Origin of the sequence: Delftia sp. WSY_16 (genome assembly GCF_043104415.1) — a bacterium.
Taxonomy (GTDB): domain Bacteria; phylum Pseudomonadota; class Gammaproteobacteria; order Burkholderiales; family Burkholderiaceae_C; genus Comamonas; species Comamonas tsuruhatensis.
On sequence record NZ_JBICKS010000019.1, the window covers coordinates 135,047 to 157,080 of the forward strand.

The 22,034-nt window shown below is 66.6% G+C and carries 20 protein-coding genes; 6 read left to right on the top strand and 14 right to left on the bottom strand.

What is annotated here, in order from left to right; genetic code table 11:
* The gene (locus ACF8O7_RS10045; RefSeq protein WP_126310709.1) at positions 1–639 is read right to left on the bottom strand and encodes a PepSY-associated TM helix domain-containing protein; all 639 of its coding nucleotides are present in this window, start codon (positions 637–639) and stop codon (positions 1–3) included.
* Positions 640–1,011: 372 nt separating this feature from the next.
* Between ACF8O7_RS10045 and ACF8O7_RS10050 the strand changes: the two genes are divergently transcribed.
* From ACF8O7_RS10050 to ACF8O7_RS10060, 3 genes are all read left to right on the top strand, one after another.
* Entirely contained in the window at positions 1,012–2,088 is a 1,077-nt protein-coding gene (locus ACF8O7_RS10050; RefSeq protein WP_126310711.1) for a tripartite tricarboxylate transporter substrate binding protein, read from the top strand.
* A gap of 220 nt (positions 2,089–2,308) precedes the next feature.
* Positions 2,309–2,614, top strand: a complete 306-nt coding sequence (locus tag ACF8O7_RS10055) for a helix-turn-helix domain-containing protein (RefSeq protein WP_012206858.1) — start codon at positions 2,309–2,311, stop codon at positions 2,612–2,614.
* Positions 2,615–2,693: 79 nt separating this feature from the next.
* The gene (locus tag ACF8O7_RS10060) at positions 2,694–3,047 is read left to right on the top strand and encodes an FKBP-type peptidyl-prolyl cis-trans isomerase (protein ID WP_012206859.1); all 354 of its coding nucleotides are present in this window, start codon (positions 2,694–2,696) and stop codon (positions 3,045–3,047) included.
* A gap of 132 nt (positions 3,048–3,179) precedes the next feature.
* Here ACF8O7_RS10060 and ACF8O7_RS10065 read toward each other — a convergent pair whose 3' ends face one another.
* The 4 genes from ACF8O7_RS10065 to ppsA form a co-directional block, all read right to left on the bottom strand.
* A complete protein-coding gene (locus ACF8O7_RS10065) occupies positions 3,180–3,695 on the bottom strand; it encodes a hypothetical protein (protein ID WP_016451268.1) in 516 nt (171 codons plus the stop codon).
* 191 nt (positions 3,696–3,886) lie between these two features.
* Positions 3,887–5,977, bottom strand: a complete 2,091-nt coding sequence (locus tag ACF8O7_RS10070) for a VC_2705 family sodium/solute symporter (RefSeq protein WP_016447599.1) — start codon at positions 5,975–5,977, stop codon at positions 3,887–3,889.
* Positions 5,970–6,332, bottom strand: a complete 363-nt coding sequence (locus tag ACF8O7_RS10075; protein WP_016447600.1) for a DUF4212 domain-containing protein — start codon at positions 6,330–6,332, stop codon at positions 5,970–5,972. The genes ACF8O7_RS10070 and ACF8O7_RS10075 overlap by 8 nt, the downstream gene beginning before the upstream one ends.
* 17 nt (positions 6,333–6,349) lie before the next feature.
* Entirely contained in the window at positions 6,350–8,740 is a 2,391-nt protein-coding gene (gene ppsA / locus ACF8O7_RS10080) for a phosphoenolpyruvate synthase (protein ID WP_126310714.1), read from the bottom strand.
* A gap of 208 nt (positions 8,741–8,948) precedes the next feature.
* Between ppsA and ACF8O7_RS10085 the strand changes: the two genes are divergently transcribed.
* A complete protein-coding gene (locus tag ACF8O7_RS10085; protein WP_016447602.1) occupies positions 8,949–9,770 on the top strand; it encodes a pyruvate, water dikinase regulatory protein in 822 nt (273 codons plus the stop codon).
* An 8-nt stretch (positions 9,771–9,778) separates the two neighbouring features.
* Here ACF8O7_RS10085 and ACF8O7_RS10090 read toward each other — a convergent pair whose 3' ends face one another.
* A complete protein-coding gene (locus ACF8O7_RS10090; RefSeq protein WP_043791855.1) occupies positions 9,779–10,723 on the bottom strand; it encodes a LysR family transcriptional regulator in 945 nt (314 codons plus the stop codon).
* Positions 10,724–10,867: 144 nt separating this feature from the next.
* Between ACF8O7_RS10090 and ACF8O7_RS10095 the strand changes: the two genes are divergently transcribed.
* Positions 10,868–11,149, top strand: a complete 282-nt coding sequence (locus tag ACF8O7_RS10095; protein WP_016447604.1) for a DUF2798 domain-containing protein — start codon at positions 10,868–10,870, stop codon at positions 11,147–11,149.
* A 36-nt stretch (positions 11,150–11,185) separates the two neighbouring features.
* Here the strand turns inward: ACF8O7_RS10095 and ACF8O7_RS10100 are convergent, their stop codons facing one another.
* The 5 genes from ACF8O7_RS10100 to ahpC form a co-directional block, all read right to left on the bottom strand.
* Positions 11,186–12,307 (bottom strand): hemin-degrading factor, encoded by a 1,122-nt coding sequence (locus ACF8O7_RS10100; protein WP_126310716.1) that lies wholly within the window; start codon positions 12,305–12,307, stop codon positions 11,186–11,188.
* On the bottom strand, positions 12,304–12,657 hold the full coding sequence (locus ACF8O7_RS10105; protein ID WP_016447606.1) for a hypothetical protein: 354 nt from the start codon (positions 12,655–12,657) through the stop codon (positions 12,304–12,306). Before ACF8O7_RS10105 ends, ACF8O7_RS10100 begins: the two co-directional genes overlap by 4 nt.
* A gap of 70 nt (positions 12,658–12,727) precedes the next feature.
* Positions 12,728–15,016 carry a TonB-dependent hemoglobin/transferrin/lactoferrin family receptor gene (locus ACF8O7_RS10110; protein ID WP_126310718.1) on the bottom strand — a complete coding sequence of 763 codons (2,289 nt, stop codon included), beginning with the start codon at positions 15,014–15,016 and terminating at the stop codon, positions 12,728–12,730.
* A gap of 309 nt (positions 15,017–15,325) precedes the next feature.
* Positions 15,326–16,882 carry an alkyl hydroperoxide reductase subunit F gene (ahpF, locus tag ACF8O7_RS10115; RefSeq protein WP_310041168.1) on the bottom strand — a complete coding sequence of 519 codons (1,557 nt, stop codon included), beginning with the start codon at positions 16,880–16,882 and terminating at the stop codon, positions 15,326–15,328.
* A 103-nt stretch (positions 16,883–16,985) separates the two neighbouring features.
* Positions 16,986–17,549, bottom strand: a complete 564-nt coding sequence (gene ahpC, locus ACF8O7_RS10120; protein WP_012206871.1) for an alkyl hydroperoxide reductase subunit C — start codon at positions 17,547–17,549, stop codon at positions 16,986–16,988.
* A gap of 368 nt (positions 17,550–17,917) precedes the next feature.
* On the opposite strand from ahpC, the gene bfr reads away from it, so the two are divergent.
* On the top strand, positions 17,918–18,394 hold the full coding sequence (gene bfr / locus ACF8O7_RS10125) for a bacterioferritin (RefSeq protein WP_016447611.1): 477 nt from the start codon (positions 17,918–17,920) through the stop codon (positions 18,392–18,394).
* Between the two features lie 94 nt (positions 18,395–18,488).
* On the opposite strand, the gene ACF8O7_RS10130 is transcribed toward bfr, so the two are convergent.
* The 3 genes from ACF8O7_RS10130 to ACF8O7_RS10140 form a co-directional block, all read right to left on the bottom strand.
* Positions 18,489–19,787: a sensor histidine kinase gene (locus tag ACF8O7_RS10130; protein WP_126310720.1), complete on the bottom strand. Its 1,299-nt coding sequence runs from the start codon at positions 19,785–19,787 to the stop codon at positions 18,489–18,491.
* A gap of 97 nt (positions 19,788–19,884) precedes the next feature.
* Positions 19,885–20,610, bottom strand: a complete 726-nt coding sequence (locus ACF8O7_RS10135; RefSeq protein ID WP_016447613.1) for a FadR/GntR family transcriptional regulator — start codon at positions 20,608–20,610, stop codon at positions 19,885–19,887.
* A gap of 86 nt (positions 20,611–20,696) precedes the next feature.
* Complete coding sequence (locus ACF8O7_RS10140; RefSeq protein WP_016447614.1) at positions 20,697–22,031, bottom strand: MFS transporter; 1,335 nt, start codon at positions 22,029–22,031, stop codon at positions 20,697–20,699.
* Positions 22,032–22,034 lie beyond the last annotated feature (3 nt).

Here is a 22,034-nt window from a genome sequence, read left to right on the forward strand (position 1 = left end):
TCAGTGGATCAACAGGAGGGCCAGCAGCATGGGAATCACCAGCCCCATGCCGACCATGGGCCAGGTGAAGGGACGGTTGCCCGCGTGCATCTTCAGGATGAACAGCCCGGTGACGGTGAACACCAGGCAGGCTGCGGCAAAGATATCGATGAACCAGCTCCAGGCAGCGCCCGTGTTGCGGCCCTTGTGCAGATCGTTCAGATAGGCGATCCAGCCCCGGTCGGTGCGCTCGTATTCGGCCTCGCCATCGGCCAGGGCCACGCGCACCCAGGCATCGCCACCGGGGCGAGGCAGGGACACATACAGCTCGTCGGCCGTCCATTCGGCATCGCGGCCCTCGGCTTCAAGCCCCCACTGGCCGCGCACCCAGTCCGCAAATGGCGCAGGCACGGGAGCACGGTCGCGCGACTGGCTGGCCTGCTGCCGGACCAGCTGCACGCGCAGCGCGTCCGGCAATGCCGCCTCGCCGCGCACGATGCGCGGCTTGGACTCGATCTGCCCCGCATGGTTGAGCGTGAACCCCGTGACGGCGAACAGCAGCATGCCGATCAGGCACAGCGCAGAGCTGACCCAATGCCACTCGTGCAGTGTCTTGAGCCAGTAGGAACGGCGCCGAGGGTCCGGTTTGGGGGATGTCATCGCAACAGAGGCAGGCGGCAGCACCACGCGGCCACAACCATCACGGCGGCGGCCACGGGGAGCACAGGAAAGAAAAAGGCCGGGGGATTCTACCGCCCACGAATAAGAATTGATCGCATTTACACAAGCTTTACCGGCTTAATCGACATCTGTGTCACGGCGCTCCATCTCCGCTCCTTGCCCCCGGAGCGCGCATGCCCCCACGCATCCCGGGACAGCGATGCACCGTCGGTGGGCCCTCGCCTGAAGCATCTGGCACCCATGCCGCCAGACAGCCTGCGTTATGTCAACTAGCTGACGCACATGCTTACATAATCTGCTTTTCTGATTCATTTGCGCCCACAATGGCGCGCGAACCCGATTGGAGACTGCATGCGCCTTCCGAGCTTTTCGCAAACCACTGCCAACGCCGCCCCCTCCGGTGACGGCACGCGCCAGAACCGCCGCCAGCTGCTGGCACAGGGCGCAGCCCTGGCCATGCTGTGCTCCCCGCTGGCCCATGCCGCGCCGCCCACTGCAACGCCTGCGGCCCATGCGCCGCGCGCTGCCGCCGGGGGCCAGCGCGTGGCCGCCAGCCTGCGCATCGTCATTCCGGCCAATGCCGGGGGCGGCTGGGACCAGACCGGCCGCGCACTGGGCGCGGCCCTGGTGGCCTGCGGCGCGGCAGATCGCGTGGAGTATGAAAACCTGGGCGGCAAGGGCGGCACCATCGGCCTGGCACAGTTTGTCGAACGCCATGGCCAGGACCCCGATGCGCTGCTGATCGGCGGCATGGTCATGGTCGGCGCCGTGGCGCTGCAAAAGCCGGCCGTGAACATGTCGCACGTGCAGCCGATTGCCCGCCTGACCAGCGACTATCTGGTAGTGGCCGTGCCTGCCGACTCCCCCATCCGCAATGCCAAGGACCTGGTCGCCGCGCTGCGCAGCGATCTGGCCCACCAGTCGTTTGCGGGCGGCTCGGCCGGCGGCGTGGACCACATGTTTGCCGGCCTGCTCACGCGCGCCGCCAAGGCGGCGCCCGAGCAACTGGTCTACAAGCCCTTTCCGGGCGGCGCCCAGGTGGTGGAGGCCTTGCTCAAGGGCGATGCGCGCATGGGCGTGTCCGGCTACAGCGAGTTCAGCGAAGCCCTGGCCAGCGGCAGGCTGCGCGCCATTGGCGTGTCTTCGCGCCGCAGCCTGTTCGGCCTGCCTTCGTTCCGCGAACAGGGACTGGATGCCGACATGGCCAACTGGCGCGCCGTCTTCACGGGCAAGCAGGTCAGCACCGCACGCGCCCAGGCCCTGCTGGGCGCCGTGGAGCAGGCGACCCAGCACGAAAGCTGGCAGCGCGCCCTGCGGCAGAACCGCTGGGAGCCTTCGTGGCAGGCAGGCCGCGATTTCAGCGGCTTTCTGGAGCTGGAGCACACCACGGCCAGCGTCATGACCTATCTGCTCAAACTCAAGAGCTGAGAAACCGAAGTCCAGCGGGCAGGTTGCGTGGCGGGCCTGCAACACTGGTTCGGAGATTCGCGTATTCCTCTAGCGAAGCGCATTGCCGCTGTGGGTTTTGAGCTACCAAACTTGTAGCAGAATGGATCCAGAGCTATAGTTCCCCGGGACTTGGCTCGGCGCGCGTCCCACCCGGATGCCCCCGCCGGCTCACACACACCATTGCGCAAGGAGAAGCGTCATGAGCTCCAAGGAAAACGCCGCCATCAACCAGCTGTTCGAGAAACTCGAATGCCGCTACGCGTTGCGCGTGCTGTGGGCTTTGCGTGACGGCCATCCTCAGACCTTTCGACTGCTGCAAGACAGCGTGGGCGGCATCACGCCCAACACGCTGAACACCCGCATCAAGGAACTGCGCGAATGCGGGCTGCTGGAGCATGGCTCCGACGGCTATACCGTGACGCTGGCCGGCCAGGACCTGCTCAAGCGCCTGTCCGATGTGCAGGCATTCGCCAACCGCTGGGTGGCCGCGCGCGCTAAGAAGTGATTCTTGCGGCCAGGCCCTTCGCCCTCTTGCCGCCGGACAGTCTTTTTCCCCCACCGTTTCTCTCTCAAGGAATACCACCATGGCTTTCACCACCACCGCATCCGGCCTGCAGTATGAAGACACCGTCGTGGGTGACGGCGCCGAGGCCCAGCGCGGCCGCAGCGTGACCGTGCACTACACGGGCTGGCTCTACAACAACGGCGTGCAAGGCGCGAAGTTCGACTCCAGCAAGGACCGCAACGATCCCTTCGTCTTCCCCCTGGGCGGCGGCATGGTGATCAAGGGCTGGGACGAAGGCGTGCAAGGCATGAAGGTGGGCGGCCAGCGCACCCTGATCATCCCGGCCGAACTGGGCTACGGCGCACGCGGCGCTGGCGGCGTGATCCCGCCCAACGCCACGCTGAAGTTCGATGTGGAGCTGCTGGCCGTCTGAGCCTGCACCCGCTGGCCCACGCAAGGGCAAGGCGCGAAGGCGCCTTGCCTTTTTTCATTTCCGGAGCGTCCAAAGAGCCCCCAGGAGCATCTGACCTTGCGCGGCAAGGACAGCGTGGGGGCGGCTTCTCGCTCAGGGGGCTTTGCCGAACAGCGCCTCGTGCAGCGGCACATAGCTGGCGGGGCTGGCAGCCTCGCGCAGGCGCGGGGCCAGCGCCACGAGCTGGTCGTAGCCCATGGCCGCCTCCACGGCCAGGTTGAGCCGGAATCCCTTGAGCCCCATATTGGCCGTGATGGCCACCGCCAGCGGATAGGCGTTGCGGTAGCGCACGGCCAGCGAAGGCTCGGATGGCGCAGACGCATCGCCGGCAGGCTGGGCCGGCGATGCGGCGGCAGCAGTGACGGCGGGCGCCGCAACGGCCACCACGCCCAGCCGGGGTTCGGCTGCATCGCGGGGCGCCAGCCATTCGCGCTCCACCAGCGCCAGGATTTCGTCCTGGGTCACGCCCATGCCGGCAACGGCCTGCAGCACCTGCGCCACGCTGCGTTGGCCGTCAAACAGCAAAAAGGCCGAGCGCAGCCGGGGAGAGAGATCGGCATGGCGTTCCTTGAATGCCTGTTGGCCGGCGGACGTTTTCACAAGATGCATGGCGGACGCAATTCTCTGCAGGGGATCGGATCGGACACGGCTCGCAGCGTGTCATGAGCCTCCGGCTCCCAAAAGCGGGTTTTCCAGCACGCGCGGGCTTCAGTTGGGCCGGGACTGATCCAGATCTGCCATCAAGACAAAAATTGGCAATTTCGTTGGCAATGACGTCGGCCCATGGAGCCCATGCCGCGTCAGGCCACGCGCCCTGGCACGGAGCGCGCCGCAGCGCGCCGGCGCGGGTCCAGGCAGCTGACCAGCCAGGTCACCAGCAGGCCCGCCGGCACGCCGAAGACACCCGAGGAAATCGGCTGTATGCCCCACCACAGGCGGGCATGCAGCGCCTCGGGCAACACAGGCTGCAGCGCGGGCACGTGCGAGACCATGTAGTAGACGGTGATGCCCAGGCCGGCCAGCATGCCGGCCACCGCCCCGCGACGCGTGGTGCCGCGCCAGAAGATGCCCAGCACCATGGCCGGAACAAAGGCCGATGCCGCCAGCGAGAACGAGGCCGTGACCATGGGCAGGATGTCCGAGGAACGGCGCGAGGCCACGAAGGCGGCCGACAGCGCCACCACCAGCAGCGCGAACTTGGACAGGATCACGCGCTGCTCGGGCGAGGCGCGGCGCCGCCGCGCGCGAAAGTACAAGTCGCGCACCAGCGCATTGCTGATGGTCAGCAGCAGGCCATCGGCCGTGGACAGCGCGGCGGCCAGGCCGCCCGCCGCGACCAGGCCCGAGACCACGTAGGGCATGCCACCCAGCTCGGGCGTGGCCAGCATGATGAGGTCGGCGCCCATGCGGATCTCGCCGAACTGCAGGACACCGTCGCCATTGACGTCTTCCACGGCCAGCAGCGAGGCATCGACCCGGGCCCACTGCGCCATCCAGGTGGGCAATTCATCGAAGCGTATGCCCACCAGGTTGTTCATGACCTCGAACTTGACCAGCACGGCCAGGGCCGGCGCGCTCATGTACAGCACGCCGATGAAGAACAGCGTCCAGCCCACCGAGGCCCGCGCCCCCGACACCGAGGGCGCCGTGTAGTAGCGCGTGAGCAAATGCGGCAGGCCTGCCGTGCCGGCCATGAGACAGAACATCAGCGCCAGGAAGTTGCGCCGGCTGTCCTCGTAGACCTGACGTTCCTCGGCCGATCCATCGGGGTTGCCGGCAAAGGGCAGGCTGTGCAGCGGAATGCCGCCCAGCGGCTTCTCGCGCTCGCGCATCTCCTGCAGCTGGCGTGTCCACAGGGCGCGCGCAGTCGCTTCGTCGCGCGGCATGGCGGCCAGTTCGCGGCTGGCCGCCATGATGGCGCCAATGTCGCCGCTGCGCGTGCGCAGATCGCGTATGCGCTCGGAAAGCTGCTGGCGCTCGGCGGCCAGCACGCGCGGCACGTCCTTGAGCTTGTCCTCCAGCACCTCGGCGCGCAGGCGGTAGGCGGCGACCACTTCCTGTTCGGCCGGCGAATCCAGCAGGCGCTGCTCCATCTCCGCGATCTGGCCGAGCTGGGCCGTATAGGCCAGCGGCGCCACGGGGTTGCCCATCTGCCGGTAGGCCAGCCAGGACACGGGGATCAGAAAGGCCAGCAGGATGACCACGTACTGCGCGACCTGGGTCCAGGTGATGGCACGCATGCCGCCCAGGAAGGAGCACAGCAGCACGCCGCCCAGGCCCAGCATGATGCCGATCTCGAACTGCACGCCCGTCAGCCGCGAGGCAATCAGCCCCACGCCGTAGATCTGGGCCACCACATAGGTGAACGAGCAGGTCACGGCAGCCAGCGCCGCGATCACGCGCGGCCAGCGCCCGCCGTAGCGCTGCTGGAAGAAGTCGGGAATGGTGTAGAGCTTCATCGCCCGCAGGTGCGGCGCGATCAGCATGGCGACCAGGCAAAAGCCGCCCGTCCAGCCCAGCAGGTAGGCCAGTCCGCCGGCCTGCCCCGGCACGCCGGCAAAGCCCTGCAGGTACAGCGCCCCCGACAGGCTGATGAAGGACGCCGCGCTGACCCAGTCCGCCGCTGCCGCCATGCCGTTGTAGAAGGGCGGGATGCGCCGGCCCGCGACGTAGTACTCCTCGGGATCGCTGGTGCGCAGGTACACGCCGATGGCCGCGTAGACCATGACGGTGAAGAACAGGAAGATGGGGCCTATCCAGTGGCGCGACAGGCCTTGCTGCTCGGCCCAGAACATGAGGGCCAGAAAGCCGAGCACGCCCAGCGTGTACAGGGCCACGATGCGGTGCAGCCGCCAGCGGGAGGCGGCCGTCAGCAGCGAGCGCTCAGCCATGGCCGGGAGGCGACGGCGGGGCGGGCGGTTGCGGGGCGGCGGGTTCAGACGGGGCAGCGGCCCGGGCCTCGCGGCGCTCGAAATGGTCCATGGACAGACAATAGACGATGACGATGGCCAGGAACATCAGGACTGCCCCCTGGGCCGCGAACCAGTAGGCCAGCGGCCAGTCGGGGACCAGCGCCTGCAGGTCGCGTGCGTAGTAGCAGGCACCGAAGGAGACGGCGACCCAGACCGCGAGCAGCACGGCCTTGAGCCACAGATGGTGGATGTCGTGCAGGTCGGGGGCGAAGGTCTCGCCTTCGGACGGTCCCCCGACTGCGTCGTCATGCAAGTGCGCGTCCGGCGTATGCATGGCGACGCTGCCAGCCCTTACTGCGCCAGGCGCTGCCAGGTGGCGACCACGCTGTCGGGATTCAGCGAGATGGAGGCAATGCCTTCGTCAGCCAGCCATTGGGCGAAGTCCGGGTGATCGGACGGGCCCTGGCCGCAGATGCCCACGTACTTGCCCTGGTCCAGGCAGGCCTTGATGGCGCGCGACAGCATCTTGCGCACGGCGGGGTCGCGCTCGTCGAAGTCGGCGGCCAGCAGCTCCAGGCCGGAGTCGCGGTCCAGGCCCAGCGTGAGCTGGGTCAGGTCGTTGGAGCCGATGGAGAAGCCGTCGAAGAACTCGAGGAACTCGTCCGCCAGGATGGCGTTGGAGGGCACCTCGCACATCATGATGAGCTTGAGTTCGTTGTCGCCGCGCTTGAGGCCGTTGGCCGCCAGCAGCTGGGTGACGCGCTCGGCCTGCTTGAGCGTGCGCACGAAGGGAATCATGATCTGCACGTTGGTCAGGCCCATGTCCTCGCGCACGCGGCGCAGTGCCTCGCACTCCATGCGGAAGGCCTCGCCGAAGTCCTCGGAGATGTAGCGCGCCGCGCCACGGAAGCCCAGCATGGGGTTCTCTTCCTCGGGCTCGTAGCGGCTGCCGCCGATGAGCTTGCGGTACTCGTTGGACTTGAAGTCCGACATGCGCACGATCACGGGCTTGGGCCAGAAGGCGGCGGCAATCGTCGCCACGCCTTCGGCGACCTTGTCCACGTAGAAGGCGCGCGGCGAGGCATGGCCACGGGCCACGGACTCCACGGCCTTCTTGAGGTCGGCATCCACGGCGGGATAGTCCAGGATGGCCTTGGGGTGCACGCCGATGTTGTTGTTGATGATGAACTCCAGGCGGGCCAGGCCCACGCCCTCGTTGGGCAGCTGGGCGAAGTCGAAGGCCAGCTGGGGGTTGCCCACGTTCATCATGATCTTGGTCTTGATGGCGGGCATCTCGCCGCGCTGCACCTCGGTGACCTCGGTCTCGATCAGGCCGTCATAGATCTTGCCGGTATCGCCTTCGGCGCAGCTGACGGTGACCAGGGTGCCGTCCTTGAGCAGATCGGTGGCGTTGCCGCAGCCGACCACGGCCGGAATGCCCAGTTCGCGCGCAATGATGGCCGCGTGGCAGGTGCGGCCGCCACGGTTGGTGACGATGGCCGAGGCGCGCTTCATCACCGGCTCCCAGTTGGGATCGGTCATGTCGGTCACCAGCACGTCGCCGGGCTGGACCTGGTCCATGTTGGCGATGTCATTGACCAGGCGCACCGGGCCCGTGCCGATCTTCTGGCCGATGGCGCGGCCTTCGGCCAGCACATTGCCCGTGCCCTTGAGGGCATAGCGCTGCTCGGCCTGGCCCTTGGCCTGGCTCTTCACGGTCTCGGGACGGGCCTGCAGGATGTAGAGCTGGCCGTCCGTGCCGTCCTTGCCCCACTCGATGTCCATGGGGCGGCCATAGTGCTGCTCGATGACCAGGGCATAGTGGGCCAGCTGCTGCACGTCCTCGTCGGACAGCGAGTAGCGGTTGCGCAGCTCATGGGCCACGTCGGTGGTCTTGACCAGGCGGCCGCTGGCGGCCTTTTCCTCGGGCGAGGCAAAGACCATCTGGATCAGCTTGGAGCCCAGGTTGCGGCGGATCAGGGCCTTCTTGCCGGCCTTGAGCATGGGCTTGTGCACATAGAACTCGTCAGGATTGACGGCGCCCTGCACCACGGTCTCGCCCAGGCCGTAGCTGGAGGTGATGAAGACCACGTCCTCGAAGCCCGATTCGGTGTCGATGGTGAACATCACGCCGGCCGCGCCCAGGTCGGAGCGCACCATGCGCTGCACGCCGGCCGACAGGGCCACCACGTCATGGGCAAAGCCCTTGTGCACGCGGTAGGAGATGGCGCGGTCGTTGTAAAGGGAGGCGAACACCTCCTTCATCTTGTGCAGCACCGACTCGATGCCCACCACGTTCAGGAAGGTTTCCTGCTGGCCGGCGAACGAGGCGTCGGGCAGGTCTTCGGCCGTGGCCGAGGAACGCACGGCGAACGAGGCTGCCTCGTTGCCGCCCTGCAGGCGCACGAATTCCTCGCGGATGGCCTGCTCCAGATCGGCCGGGAAGGGCTGGTTCTCGACCAGGGCACGGATCTCGGCACCGACCTGGGCCAGGGCGCGGACATCTTCCACGTCCAGGGCGGCCAGCTTGGCAATGATCTTGTCGGCCAGGCCGTCGTGGGCCAGGAACTGGCGGAAGGCATGGGCCGTGGTGGCAAAGCCCGTGGGCACGCGCACGCCCTGCGGCAGCTGCGAGATCATTTCGCCGAGCGAGGCGTTCTTGCCGCCTACGGACTCGACATCGGTCATCCTCAGTTGTTCAAACGGAACGACGAGGGCGGTGGCCTCGAACAGTTGAGACATGGGAAAGCTCCAGAAGTTGAAAACCGTAGTGCGCCGCCCCGGCTGCCAAAGCCGGGCACGGTCGATCCACCCACGCAGGCGTGCGCGAGGCTTTGCTGTTCTGGTTGGAGGCCGGCAGCGAGCATGGATGGGAAATTGGGAATAATGGGCGCCATTGTAGGCGTTTGCCGTGAACCGACGGCAGCCCCCTGTCCAGAGCCCGACCACCATGCACACCCACACCATCTTCGTCATCTCCGATGGCACTGGCATTACAGCCGAGACCTTTGGCACGGCCATCATGGCCCAGTTCGACACCAAGTCGCGCCTGGTCCGCATCCCCTTCGTGGACACCATGGACAAGGTCCACCAGGCCGTGCGGCAGATCAACCATGTGGCCGAGTCGGAAAGCCACAAGCCCATCGTCTTCACCACCCTGGTCAACCAGGACATGCTCGACCTGATCGAGAGCCAATGCAAGGGCAAGGTATTCGACATGTTCGGCACCTTCGTGCGGCCGCTGGAGCTGGAGCTGGGCCAGAAGTCGCTGCACCGCGTGGGCCGCTTCGCCGACATCAGCGAAAGCAAGGAATACCTGGAGCGCATGGAGGCCATCAACTACACGCTGGCCCATGACGACGGCCAGACCCACCAGGACCTGACGGGCGCCGACGTGATCCTGGTCGGCGTCTCGCGCAGCGGCAAGACGCCCACCAGCCTGTACCTGGCCATGCAGTTCGGTCTCAAGGTGGCCAACTACCCGCTGATTCCCGAGGATTTCGAGCGCAAGCAGCTGCCGCCCGCCCTGGTGCCCTACCGCAAGAAGCTGTTCGGCCTGACCATCGACCCCCAGCGCCTGTCCAGCATCCGCAACGAGCGCCGGCCCGACTCCAAGTACGCCAGCCTTGCCAACTGCCGCTACGAGGTGGCCGAGGCCGAGTCCATGATGCGCCGCAGCGGCATCCAGTGGCTGTCCAGCACCACCAAGTCCATCGAGGAAATCGCCACCACGATCCTGCAGGAAGTCCTGCCGCAGCACCTGGGGCACTGAACCCTGTCTCAGGCCGAGGCGTTCCAGCGCAGCATGGGCTGCTGCGGCAGCGTCTCGACCAGGTAGTCCACCAGGGCACGCACCTTGGTCGGCACGTACTGGCGGTCGCGAAAGCAGGCGAAGAAATCCAGCGTGGTGTCATCGAAGTGCAGCTGCCCCTTGCGCGCCGGGCCCAGGGCCAGCGGCTGCAGCAGCCCTTCGCGCATGTACCGGTGGGCGATGAAGCTGCCGATCCAGACGATGCCGCCACCGGCCACGGCCATTTCGGTGAGTGCATCGACATCGCTGGCGATGGCGGTCACGCGCAGCTGCGGGTCCACGCGCTTGCCGTCGCGCGAAAACGGCCAGCGCATGAAGCGGCCATCGGCCTCGCGCCGGTACAGCAGGCAGGCATGGTCGAGCAGGTCCTGCGCGGTCTGCGGCCTGCCGTGGGCCTGCAGGTAGGCCGGCGAGGCGCACAGCACGCGCGGCACGGCCGCCAGCTGGCGCACGGCCATGCCGGGCTCCAGCACATCGCGGTAGCGCACGCTGATGTCCACGTCTTCCTTGAGCACATCCACCTGCCGGTCCACCACCAGCAACTCCAGCTCCAGCCGGGGATGCCGCGCGGCAAAGGCCGGCAGCAGCGGCGCCAGCACATGGCGGCCAAAGGCGGCCATGCAGGCGATGCGCAGCCGGCCCTGCAGTTCGCCATGCAGCTGCGACAGGTCGGACTGCGCTTTTTCCAGCTCCTGCAGCACAGGGCCCACACGTGCCAGATAGCGCTCGCCGGCTTCGGTCAACGCCATGGAGCGCGTGGTGCGCGTGATCAGGCGCGTGCCCAGTTCGCGCTCCAGCCGGGCGATGTTCTGGCTGGCCGCTGCAGGAGAAATACCCAGCTGGCGCGCGGCCGAGGCGATGGAGCCGCCTTCCAGGGCTTTGACGAAGGTCTCGATGGAGCGCAGATTAGGCACAAAAACCTATGGATGAAAAATCAATTCATCAATATAGCTTACGAGTGCACCAAGCTGCAGCCCTCTACACGGCGGTCCGGGCCTTGCCTACAGTTGCGCACTTGCCGCGCCGAATCGACAAGCGGCCTGACCGGATACGCCTTCATGCCCGATACCTCTGCCTCCATCGCTCCCGCAACCCCTGCGGCGCCGCGCAGCCGCAAGCTGCACCGCCGCTTCGCGCCCATCGTCTTTGCCTTCTACATGTCGGCCATCATGGCGTTTCTGATGTGCTGCGCCATCGTCGGCGCCAACAGCGGCCTGGGCGCCGACTACCTGCGGCGCGTGATGCAGACCTATGTGCTGGCCATGCCCGTGGCCTTTGTCTGCGTGATGGTGGTGCGTCCGCTGGTGGGCAGGCTGGTGGCCGCCACCGTGCATCTCTGAGGCGGCCCGGCCGGCTCTTTCCAGGGCCTGGGCCGCTCAGGCCAGTGTCTGCACTGCCAAGCGCGGCAAGCCCGCCACCAGCTCGCGCCATCCCGGCAGTTCGGCTAGGCCCGGTTTGCGCTCGCCAAAGAACATGGCCATCAGATCGCCCTGCGCGTCGAAGGCCTCGACCGAGGTGACCACGCCATCGGCCGTGGGCTTTGGCACGGCCCAGACGCTGGCGATCATGTCGCAGCGCAGATGCAGGTTGAAGCCCGGGTCCAGCACATTGATCCATTGCGCGCCGCCGGGCGTGCCCATGGGCTGGATGTTGTGCACGGGGCCGGTATGGATCTGGATGCAGCCGCCGCTGTCCACGAAGACCATGATGGGCAGCCCGTCCACCGCCGCATCGCCCAGCAACTGGGCCACGGACTCGGGTGCCAGCCGCGCGCAATGGCCGGGGACCAGGCGGAAGGCTTGCTGGCGCTCCACGCCGAACCGGCGCAGCAGGTCGAAGAATTCATGCGTGTCCTGAAGGGCATCCCAAGCGGCGCTCAGGCCGTGCACGTCGATGACCTTGTCGGACTGCGGCAGCGCTCTGGGCCGGGCATGGCGAAACAGGTATCCCGCGCTGGGCTCGGCAAAGCGCCGTACCAGCGCATCCCACGCTGCCATGTCGGTGGACTCGCGCGCATGGACCTTGTGCACGGCGCGGCCGTGGGCATTGAAGAACTGCAGGCTGTGCGTGGCCGGCCTTCCAGCCTGGGCGGGCTGCTCGGTCACGGCATAGCCGGCATGCCATTGGGCAAAGAACAGGCGCAGGTCGATCTCGCGGCCCAGCGCCAATCCCACGCCACCGCTGGCCGAGAGCTTCTGGTACACGCCCGTCTTCTCATGCACCGTGGACTCATTGCGCGTGAGCGCCATCACGGTGCCGCAGTCCTGCAGCGCGCGCAGCACCTGCAGCCACTGCGCGCGCAGCGGCACGACCTGCAGGCCGCCGTCATGCAGGCCCGCGTGGGCGCCGATGGCGGCGCCTTCGGGCAGGCCCATGGATTCGGCGGCCTCCTTGGCACGCAGGCCGCTCTGGCGTGCCTGGGCAAAGCGCTGGCGCACGTCGGGCGCATTGACGGGAATCAGCAGGTCATCGCAGGCTGCGGCGGCGGTGGTGATCATTGCAGGGTCTCCAAAGGGGCATGCCAGAGCGCGTGGGCAACGGAGGGATGGCGGGTCTCGGCCGCCGCCTCGGCCCGGGGTGCGCGCTGCGCGGCGCTGGCCTCGGAGACCGCCTGCCAGCGCCGCTGCAGGCGTTGCAGCAAGGCCCGCATGTCCGGCGAAAAGCTGCTGTCGCCGGACAGGCCCTGCAGTTGATCGGCCACCTTGCCGGCAATGGCGGGCCGGTGGGCCTCGCAGCAACCGTGGCCGAAGCCGGTCATCAGCGCCAGCGTGGCGGCCAGCTGGGCCTCGCCTTCGGCCAGCAGGTATTCCTCGTCACGGGCAAGGCTTTCACTCTCGGTACGGTGCATGGGGCTCTCCTTGCGTTGCAAAACATCGTTGGGACACGGGTCGCGGCACCTGGCCTTCAGGCGCCGGGCTTCAGAAATCCTTGATCAGCGAGACGCGCGCATGGCGCCCCGGCTGGCTGTAGGCGTCGGCAATCGCCGTGGTGGCCAGCAGGCCGCGCACATCGGACCAGCGCCAGTACTTCCTGTCGGTCAGGTTGTAGATGCCGGCGTTCAGGCGCAGGTCGGGACGGATGCGCCATTGCGCGCTCAGGTCCAGCACCGTGGCCGAGGGGCTGAGCCAGGCCGTGCTGCCGTTGGACACGTCGCCGGCCTTCTTGCCGCTCCAGTGCGAGACGTTGAACTGCACGCCCACGACAGAGCGCTCGTAGCGCACGCCCAGCACCAGTTGCTGGGGCGAGATGGTGTCCAGCGGCTTGTCGGACTGCGTGTCCTTGCCGTCGGTGTAGCCGTAGGCCAGGCGCGTCTGCCAGTCGCCGCCGGCCCAGCGGCCCCAGTCGTAGTCGGCCTTGAGTTCGAAGCCGCTGATGCGGGCGCGGCCCACGTTGATGGACTGGTAGATGGCGGGGTTGGCCGCGTTGCCGGGCTGGCCCGCAACCAGTTGCTGGTCGACGATGAAGTCCTTGTAGCGTCCCGTGAACACGGCGGCGTCCAGGCGCAGCCTGTCCATGCGCCCGCGCAGGCCCAGCTCGAAGGTCTGGCTCTTTTCGGGCCGCAGGTCGGGATTCGGAATGTTGCGGTAGAACGCCACCGGGTTCTCGAAGAAGGCGTTGATCTGCCCGGCGTTGGGCGCCCGGAAACCTGCCGCATAGTTGCCATAGACGGACCAGACCGGGCTGGCCTGCAGCATCACGCCCAGCTTGGGCGAGAGCGCGGAGTCCGAGTTGCTGACCACGGTGGGCACAAAGCCGTTCTGCCGGGGCTTGATGCTGTAGTGCTCGGCGCGCAGGCCCGGGGTCACGCTCCAGGGGCCGTTGTGCAGTTCGGCCTGGGCGAACAGGGCGGTGGCGCTTTCGGTGGTGTCGGGGAAGCGCTTGAGCGGGAAGCTCTCGCCCGCGGGCGGCGTGATGCCGTTTTGCACGTTGACCACCTTGTTGCGGAGGTAGTCCAGCCCGTAGGTGAACTTGCCGCTGGCCGAGGAACTCCAGCGCAGCAGGCGGCTGGCCTGGGCGTGCAGCTGGATCGAGTCCTCGTCATAGGTCACGTCGCGCTCGCGGTACGGCAGACCGATGCGCGTCTCGGTGACGAATTCGCGCGCGTCGGACTTCTGGTAGCTGGCCATCAGCTGCAGTTCGTCGGCCAGCGCCGTGCCCAGCTGCTGCCACTGACCCTGCCAGCTGGCCCGCCAGCGCTTCATGTCGGTGCGCGAGTCGGAATTGGCCACGGTGGCCGAGCGCGCGGACAGCAGGGCGTAGTCGGCGCGCTTGTCCACGTTCTCGAAGGTGAAGACATGCTTTTGCACGGCGCTGGGCGTGAAGACCAGGCGGCCCATCAGCGATTCGCTGCGGTCTTTCTCGGGATTGGGCGTGGTGCGCGCCGCGCCCGTCACGTTGTTCGTGCCCATGTTCTCCAGCGCACGGGAGCGGCCCAGGCCCGCCGACAGCAGCCAGGCCCATTCGGGGCTGACTCGGCCCGCCACGGTGGCGCCCAGCTTGCGGCCGTTGTCCGAGCCGTCATAGCCGGCAGCCACGCGGCCGGCGATGCGCTTGTCCCTGCCCAGCAGATCGTCCGGCTGCACGGTCACGAAGTTGACCAGGCCGCCCATGCCGTCCGATCCATACAGCGCGGGCGTGGAGCCGCGCAGGATTTCCACGCGCTGCACCAGGCCCAGGTCCAGGTAGTCGCGGCCGAAGCTGTTGGCGCTGAAGCTGTAGCTGCGCGGCAGGCGCACGCCATCGACCAGCATGAGCACGCGGTTGCCATCCAGGCCACGGATGTTGAAGCCGCTGTTCTGGTCACGCCCGGCCGACGAGGCCGCCAGCGAGAAGCGGGCCGGGGCGCGCGGCACATCGACATTGGGCAGCAGGTTGACCATCTCGCGGATGTCGCTGGCCTGCTCGCGCTCCATGCGGCCGGCGTCGATCACGTCGATGCTCATGGGCAGGGTGTCAGGGTCCTGCACCTCGCGCGAGGCGCTGATCACCATCTCCTTGAGGGCCGGGGCACGGGTCCGTGCCCCGGGTGCGGCCTGCGCCAGCAATTGCGTGTCGGCATCTCCGGCGTTTGCGGCATTTGCCGCGTCTGCGGCGGCCTGCCCCGGCCCCTGGGCCAGGGCAGCGGAGGCGCACAGCAGCGCGCAGGCGGCGGCCAGGGGATGGCGCGCCCGCCGGGCGCATGATTGCATTTCGAAGTCGTAAGCCATTGCGAAGCCCTCTCTCTCTGATCAACATGGATGTGCGAGAGCTGGCTTCTGGTTGCAGCGGCTGGCGGTTGGCCCGCCAGCCGTTGGCGCGTCATGTGCTGGCTGGATGAAGAAAAATTATATGCGAATAGTTCTCATTCATTGATTTGATCTGGCGCATAGGCCCTGGAGCAATCCCTGCTGGCATACCGGGCTGCTGGACAGCCATCTGTGTGCCACCTGCGCCGGCAAGGCACGCGCCTGACAGCGCCGGAATGAAAAAAAGCCCGGATGCCGAGGCATCCGGGCCCTTTCTCACGCCTGTTCAGCTCAGTGGCGGATCAGGTGGTCGAAGGCCGACAGCGCAGCCGTGGAGCCGGCACCGGCAGCGATGATGATCTGCTTGTACGGCACGTTGGTGCAGTCGCCTGCGGCGAACACGCCGGGCACGCTGGTGTGGCCCTTGGCATCGATCACGATCTCGCCGAAGCGGGTCAGCTCCACCGTGCCCTTGAGCCAGTCGGTGTTGGGCAGCAGGCCGATCTGCACGAAGATGCCTTCCAGCGCCACGGTCTTGACCTCTTGCGTCGTGCGGTCCTTGTAGGTCAGGCCGGTGACCTTCTTGCCGTCGCCGTTGACCTCGGTGGTCTGGGCGTTGAGGATGACGGTCACATTGGGCAGGCTCTTGAGCTTCTTTTGCAGCACGGCATCGGCCTTGAGCTCGCTGGCGAACTCCAGCAGCGTCACGCTGCGCACGATGCCGGCCAGGTCGATGGCCGCTTCCACGCCCGAGTTGCCGCCGCCGATGACGGCCACATTCTTGCCCTTGAACAGCGGTCCGTCGCAGTGCGGGCAGTAGGTCACGCCCTTGGTGCGGTACTTGTCCTCGCCCGGCACGTTCATGTTGCGCCAGCGCGCGCCGGTCGAGAGGATGACGGTCTTGGCCTTGAGGCTGGCGCCCGAGGCGGTCTGCACCTCGATCAGCCCGCCTTCCGTGGCAGCCGGAATCAGTTTGGACGCCGTCTGCAGGTTCATGATGTCCACCTCGTAGTCGCGCACATGGCGCTCCATGGCGGCGGCCAGCTGAGGGCCTTCGGTCTTGGAGACCGAGATGAAGTTCTCGATGTCCACGGTGTCCAGCACCTGGCCGCCGAAGCGCTCGGCGGCAATGCCGGTGCGGATGCCCTTGCGTGCCGCATAGATGGCAGCGGCCGCGCCGGCGGGGCCGCCACCGACGATCAGCACGTCGAAGGCGTCCTTGGCGGAAATCCTGGCCGCTTCACGCGAAGCGGCGCCGGTATCGACCTTGGCGACGATCTCGGCCAGCTCCATGCGGCCCTGGCCGAAGCGCTCGCCGTTCACAAAGACGGTGGGCACGCCCATGACTTCGCGCTGCTCGACTTCCTTCTGGAACAGCCCGCCGTCGATGGCGGTATGGCTGATCTTGGGATTGAGCACGGACATCAGGTTCAGCGCCTGCACCACGTCGGGACAGTTGTGGCAGGACAGCGAGTAATAGGTCTCGAAGTGCAGCGGCACGTCGATATTGCGCACCTGCTCCAGCAGTTCGGCCGATTCCTTGGACGGATGGCCGCCGACCTGCAGCAGGGCCAGCACCAGCGAGGTGAATTCATGGCCCAGGGGGACGCCTGCGAAACGCACGCCGCTGTCCACGCCGGGATTGGTGATCAGGAACGAGGGCTTGCGCACCTCGGCGTCGTTGTGCTCGACGACGGTGATCTTGTCGCTCAGCTCGCGGATTTCCAGCAGCAGTTCCTTCAGCTCGCGCGCACCCTGGCTGTCATCCAGCGAAGCCACCAGCTCCACCGGACGCTGCAGGCGCTCCAGGTAGGCCTGCAATTGGGCTTTCAGGTTGTTGTCAAGCATGTCGGACTCCTAGGGAAATACGAATTTTCGGAAAAAAAAGCCCGGGCGCCAGGCACCCGGGCGTCTTCAACAGTTCAACTGTGAACAGGAAGCGGTGTACCGCTTAGATCTTGCCGACCAAGTCGAGCGAAGGAGCCAGGGTCTTGTCGCCTTCTTCCCACTTGGCGGGGCAGACTTCACCGGGGTGGTTGCGGACGTACTGGGCAGCCTTGACCTTGCGCAGCAGATCGACGGCGTTGCGGCCAATGCCTTCGGCGGTGATTTCCACGGCCTGGATCACGCCATCGGGATCGACGATGAAGGTGCCGCGGTCAGCCAGGCCCTGGCCGGGACGCAGGACTTCGAAGTTGTTGCTGATTTCCCAGGTGGGGTCGCCCAGCATCGTGTACTTGATCTTGCGGATGGTGTCAGACGTGTCGTGCCATGCCTTGTGCACGAAGTGGGTGTCGGTGGACACGGAGAACACTTCCACGCCCAGCTTTTGCAGTTCGTCGTAGTGGTCGGCCACGTCGCCCAGTTCGGTGGGGCACACGAAGGTGAAGTCAGCGGGGTAGAAGAAGAACACGGCCCACTTGCCCAGGACGTCCTTTTCGGTCACTTCGATGAACTTGCCATTCTTGAAGGCCTGCGTCTTGAAGGGCTTGATTTGGGTGTTGATCACGGACATTGCTGTTTCCTTTGTGGTTGGTGAGTGAACACAGGACGAAGTCTAGGCCCAGGCCATCGATTGATCCAATGAATTGATTGAATTCATCTGATTGCCAAAAACTATGTGAACATCCCTGTCTCCAGGCCTGCGGGCTTGACCAGCCCGCCACCGGCCTGAAGAGGCTATTTTGGGCCGAAATATGACAAGGCAATGCAGCAACCCCGCAGCCGCGTCAGCATGCCGGCCCGCAAACGAGAACGCGCCTCATAAGCAGCCAATGCGTGATAACAGGGGTTTGCTTGATCTGACGCAGAAACCCTAGACAATCCACACCTATAGCGGCCGGCGATCGGCGCGGTCCCCCACGTACAACAAAGGAGTTCCCCATGCAAGGCGACGCACAAGTCATCACCTGGCTGCAAGCCCAGCTCAAGAACGAGCTGACGGCCATCAACCAGTACTTCCTGCACTACCGCATGTACAAGCACTGGGGCTTCGACAAGCTGGCCAAGAAGGAATACAAGGAGTCCATCGGCGAGATGAAGCACGCCGACTGGCTCATGGACCGCATCTTCGTGCTCGACGGCCTGCCCAACCTGCAGGACCTGGGCAAGCTGCAAGTCGGCGAGGACGTGCCCGAAGCCCTGGCTTGCGACCTGAGCAGCGAGAAAACCGCGCAGCAGACCATCAAGGACGGCATCGCCCACTGCGAAAGCGTGCGCGACTACGTCTCGCGCGACCTGCTGCAAAAGATCCTGGACGATACCGAGGAGCACATCGACTACCTCGAAACCCAGCTGGACCTGATCGACAAGGTCGGCATCCAGAACTATCTGCAGTCGCAGATGGACGAAGAGTCCTGAGCACCGGACTCAGGGGCGGCGGCACAGGCCGCGCCCCGCACGCGAAACGACGGGCCTGTGTGCCCGTTTTTTCATCTCCTGGCCCAGCTATCGGTCACTCGTCGGCGTATCGCAGCGGAAACAGAAGCAGAAAGGTCGTGCCGGTCTGCGCGGCCGACTGCACCTCGATCGTGGCGTCCAGCAATTCCGCCAGCCGCTTGACGATGGACAGGCCTATCCCCTCGCCTGCGCCGCTGCGGTAGCGGGCCGCCGCGACGCCGGGCCGTGGCTCGCCCCCGGCGCGGACCTCTGCGGAGGCCGCCGACATCAGATGGCCCGAAGGGTCCAGGTCCGTGGCGTGCTTGAGGGCAGCAACCAGGGGCGCCGCCGGCTCCATGCCTGGACCCGTATCCCCGATGGAGAGCATCCAGCGGCGCTGGTCCTCCCCATCACCAAGGGCCCACTTCACCGTGACGCCGCCCTCCTGGGTGTACTTGAGCGCGTTGAGCACCAGGTTCTGCGCGATGCGGCGCAGTTTCAAGGCATCCCCCTCCACCGGCATCGTCCCCGGCCCCTGCAGGTGCAGGTACAGGCCGCGATCGTTGGCCAGGGCCTGCAGTCCCTCGCACAGATGGGTGATCACCTGGGCTGCGTCAAAGGAGGTCAGCTGGCGATGCTCGCGCCCGGCATGCAGCTTGGCCAGCTCCGTCACGTCATCCAGCAGATGTCGCAGCGACTGGACGTTGCGGTCCAGCATGCGCAGGAGTTTCTCGCGCGACTGCGCCGGCGCATGCTGCATGCCCAGGCCATGCGTCACATTGGCCACCACGCCGACGTTGCTGCGCAGGTCATGCGCAACCTGCTCCCACAGTTGTGAGCGCTGCAGGTCCAGCGCGCTCAGGTCATGCAGCGCCGCTTCCAGGTCCCGGACATGGCCCTCGGCCTCCTGCTGCTGCAGGCGGAAATACTGGGTGCTGCTGTCCTGAACGTCGCGGGTATAGGTGGCGGCCCAGGCCTTGCGCGCAACGGGCATGGCGACGTGCGCATCAGGGCGCCCCTGGGCATAGTCCTCCAGCTGCGCCACCATGACTTCGTTGAGCAGCCCCAGCTCGCGCACGACTTCATGCAGGTCATAGCCCTGCTGCCAGCGGTGCAGGCCGTGGGCGGCGGCCTGCTCGCCATCGCCCGGCGGCTCGGCGGTGTCTGCCGGTGCACCGCCCAGTGTCCGCAGTTGCTGCTCGAACGCGGCCAGCACGGCCGGGATGTGATCGTTCAGCTGGGTTCGGGGAAGCGCCTCACCAGCGGTCAGCGCCGGGTCCCGCCTGACGGCCTTGCGCCATGTCTGCAAGAGTCCTTCGCGCTGCGCCTCTAGGGCGTCTGCCAGTATGCAGAGTTCATTTCCTTGGCTTGTCATGGATCGGCATCCGGGCGGTCTGTAGATAGGGAAAAAATGCGCTGCGCCGATGATGGTAAGGCCAAAAACCCGGCCGATCAGGCACGGGCTGGCGTGCCTACAGGCCGGTGGGAAAGTGCACGCCCGCGCGCTGGGCCGCCTGCACGATGTGGGTGGCCATGGCCTGCTGGGCCAGCTCGGGATGGCCGCGGGACAGGGCATCGATGATGGCCGCATGCTCCTCGGTGGTCGCATGCCGTGCGCCCCGCTTGTAGAACGGCAGGCGCTGGCTTTCCTGCATGACCTCGCCGCTGCCGCGCAGCACGTCGGCGATGGCATGGTTGCCCGAGATGGTGGCGATCTGCAGGTGGAACTCGAAATCCAGTCGCGTGGCCTGCACGAAATCGGCCCGCTCTATGCTCTGCTGCATGGCCTGCAGATTGGCCTGCAGGGCCTGCACATCCTCAGGCTGCACCACCAGGGCCGCCAGGCGCGCCACAAAGCCCTCCAGCGCGTAGCGCAGCTGATAGACATCGGTGAGCGCATGCGAGTCGGCAAAGCGCCAGGCGTCTGCGGCCGCAGCCTCGGGCGCCTCGGTCACGTACATGCCCTTGCCAGGCCGGGCCACGACCAGGCCCAGTCCCTGCAGCGTGGACAGCGCCTCGCGCAGCGAGGTGCGGCTGATGCCCAACTGCTCCGACAGGTCGCGCTGCGAAGGCAGGAGCGAGCCCACCGGATACACGCCGCCCTCGATCCACTCGCGGATCACGCGGGCGGCATTGCCGGCAACGGCGGTGCTGGCAGGGTTGCCGGCGGGTGTGCTGATGGCGGTGCTGGGTTCCATGCGTTGGCGGATCTCTGGCCCGGGGGCGGTGCGCCGATCTTAGCGACTGCGCGCCTCGCCCGCCGGTTCACGCGCCCTGTCCGGCGCTACTTGTTGACCAGTTTGGCGGGCACGGTATAGGTCAGGAAGGCCCCGAACAGCAGCACGCCGGCCAGCACGAACATGGCCGCATTGGTGCTCTGCGTCGCATCCTTGATGAGGCCGATCATGTAGGGGCTGATGAAGCCGGCCAGGTTGGCGAAGGAGTTGATCAGCGCAATGCCGGCCGCAGCGCCTGCGCTGGACAGGATGGCCGTGGGCAGGCTCCAGAACAGTGGCGAGGTTGCCAGGCTGCCGCCCGCGGCCAGCGCCAGGGCGGCCAGCGACAGGTAGACGTTGCCGCTGAAGATGGCCGACAGCATCAGGCCCGCCGCGCCCACGCAGAACGGAACGATCAGGTGCCAGCGGCGCTCGCGCATGCGGTCCGAGCTGCGGCTGACCAGGTTCATGGACACCACGGCCACCGAAAACGGCACGGCCGTCAGCAGGCCGATCTGGAAGGCACCCTCCACGCCCGACTGGCGGATCAGGCTGGGCAGCCAGAACGTGAGCCCGTACTGGCCCATGACGGTGCAAAAGCAGATCATGGCCATCTTGATGATGCGCGGGTCGGAAAACAGTGCGCGCAGCGTGACGTGGCTGTCGCTCTTGCTGGCGTTCTCGCGAGCGATGTTGCGCTCCAGCAGGGTCTTTTCCGCCTCGGTCAGCCAGCGCGCTGCGCGGATGCTGTTATCCAGGTACCAGAGCACGGCCAGGCCCAGGATCAGCGAGGGAATGGCCTCGATCAGGAACAGCCATTGCCAGCCGCGCAGCCCCGCCACGCCCTGCATCAGGTCCATGATGCCGCCCGACAGCGGTCCGCCCAGGATGCCCGAGACCGGGATCGCGCACATGAACAGCGCCACCATGCGGGCGCGCCGGTACGAGGGAAACCAGTAGGTCATGTACAGGATCATGCCGGGGTAGAAACCGGCCTCGGCCGCGCCCAGCAGGAAGCGCAGCACGTAGAACTGCGTGGGCGTGGTCACGAACATCATGGCCGCCGAGATCAGGCTCCACATGATCATGATCCGCGAGATGGTGGCCTTGGCTCCTATGCGGTGCATCAGCATGTTGCTGGGCACCTCGAAGAAGAAATAGCCGATGAAGAACAGCCCCGCGCCCAGGCCGTACATGGCCTCGCTGAACTGCAGGTCGGCCAGCATGTGCAGCTTGGCAAAGCCCACGTTCACCCGGTCCAGATAGGCCGCCACGTAGCAGGCCATGATGAAGGGAAGCAGGCGCCAGGCCACCTTGCGGTAGACGGCTGCCTCGGCCGGCGTTTCGCTGGACAGCGCCGGGGCCGCGCCGGCGGCCTCGGCGGATGCGGGAAGTGATGACATCAG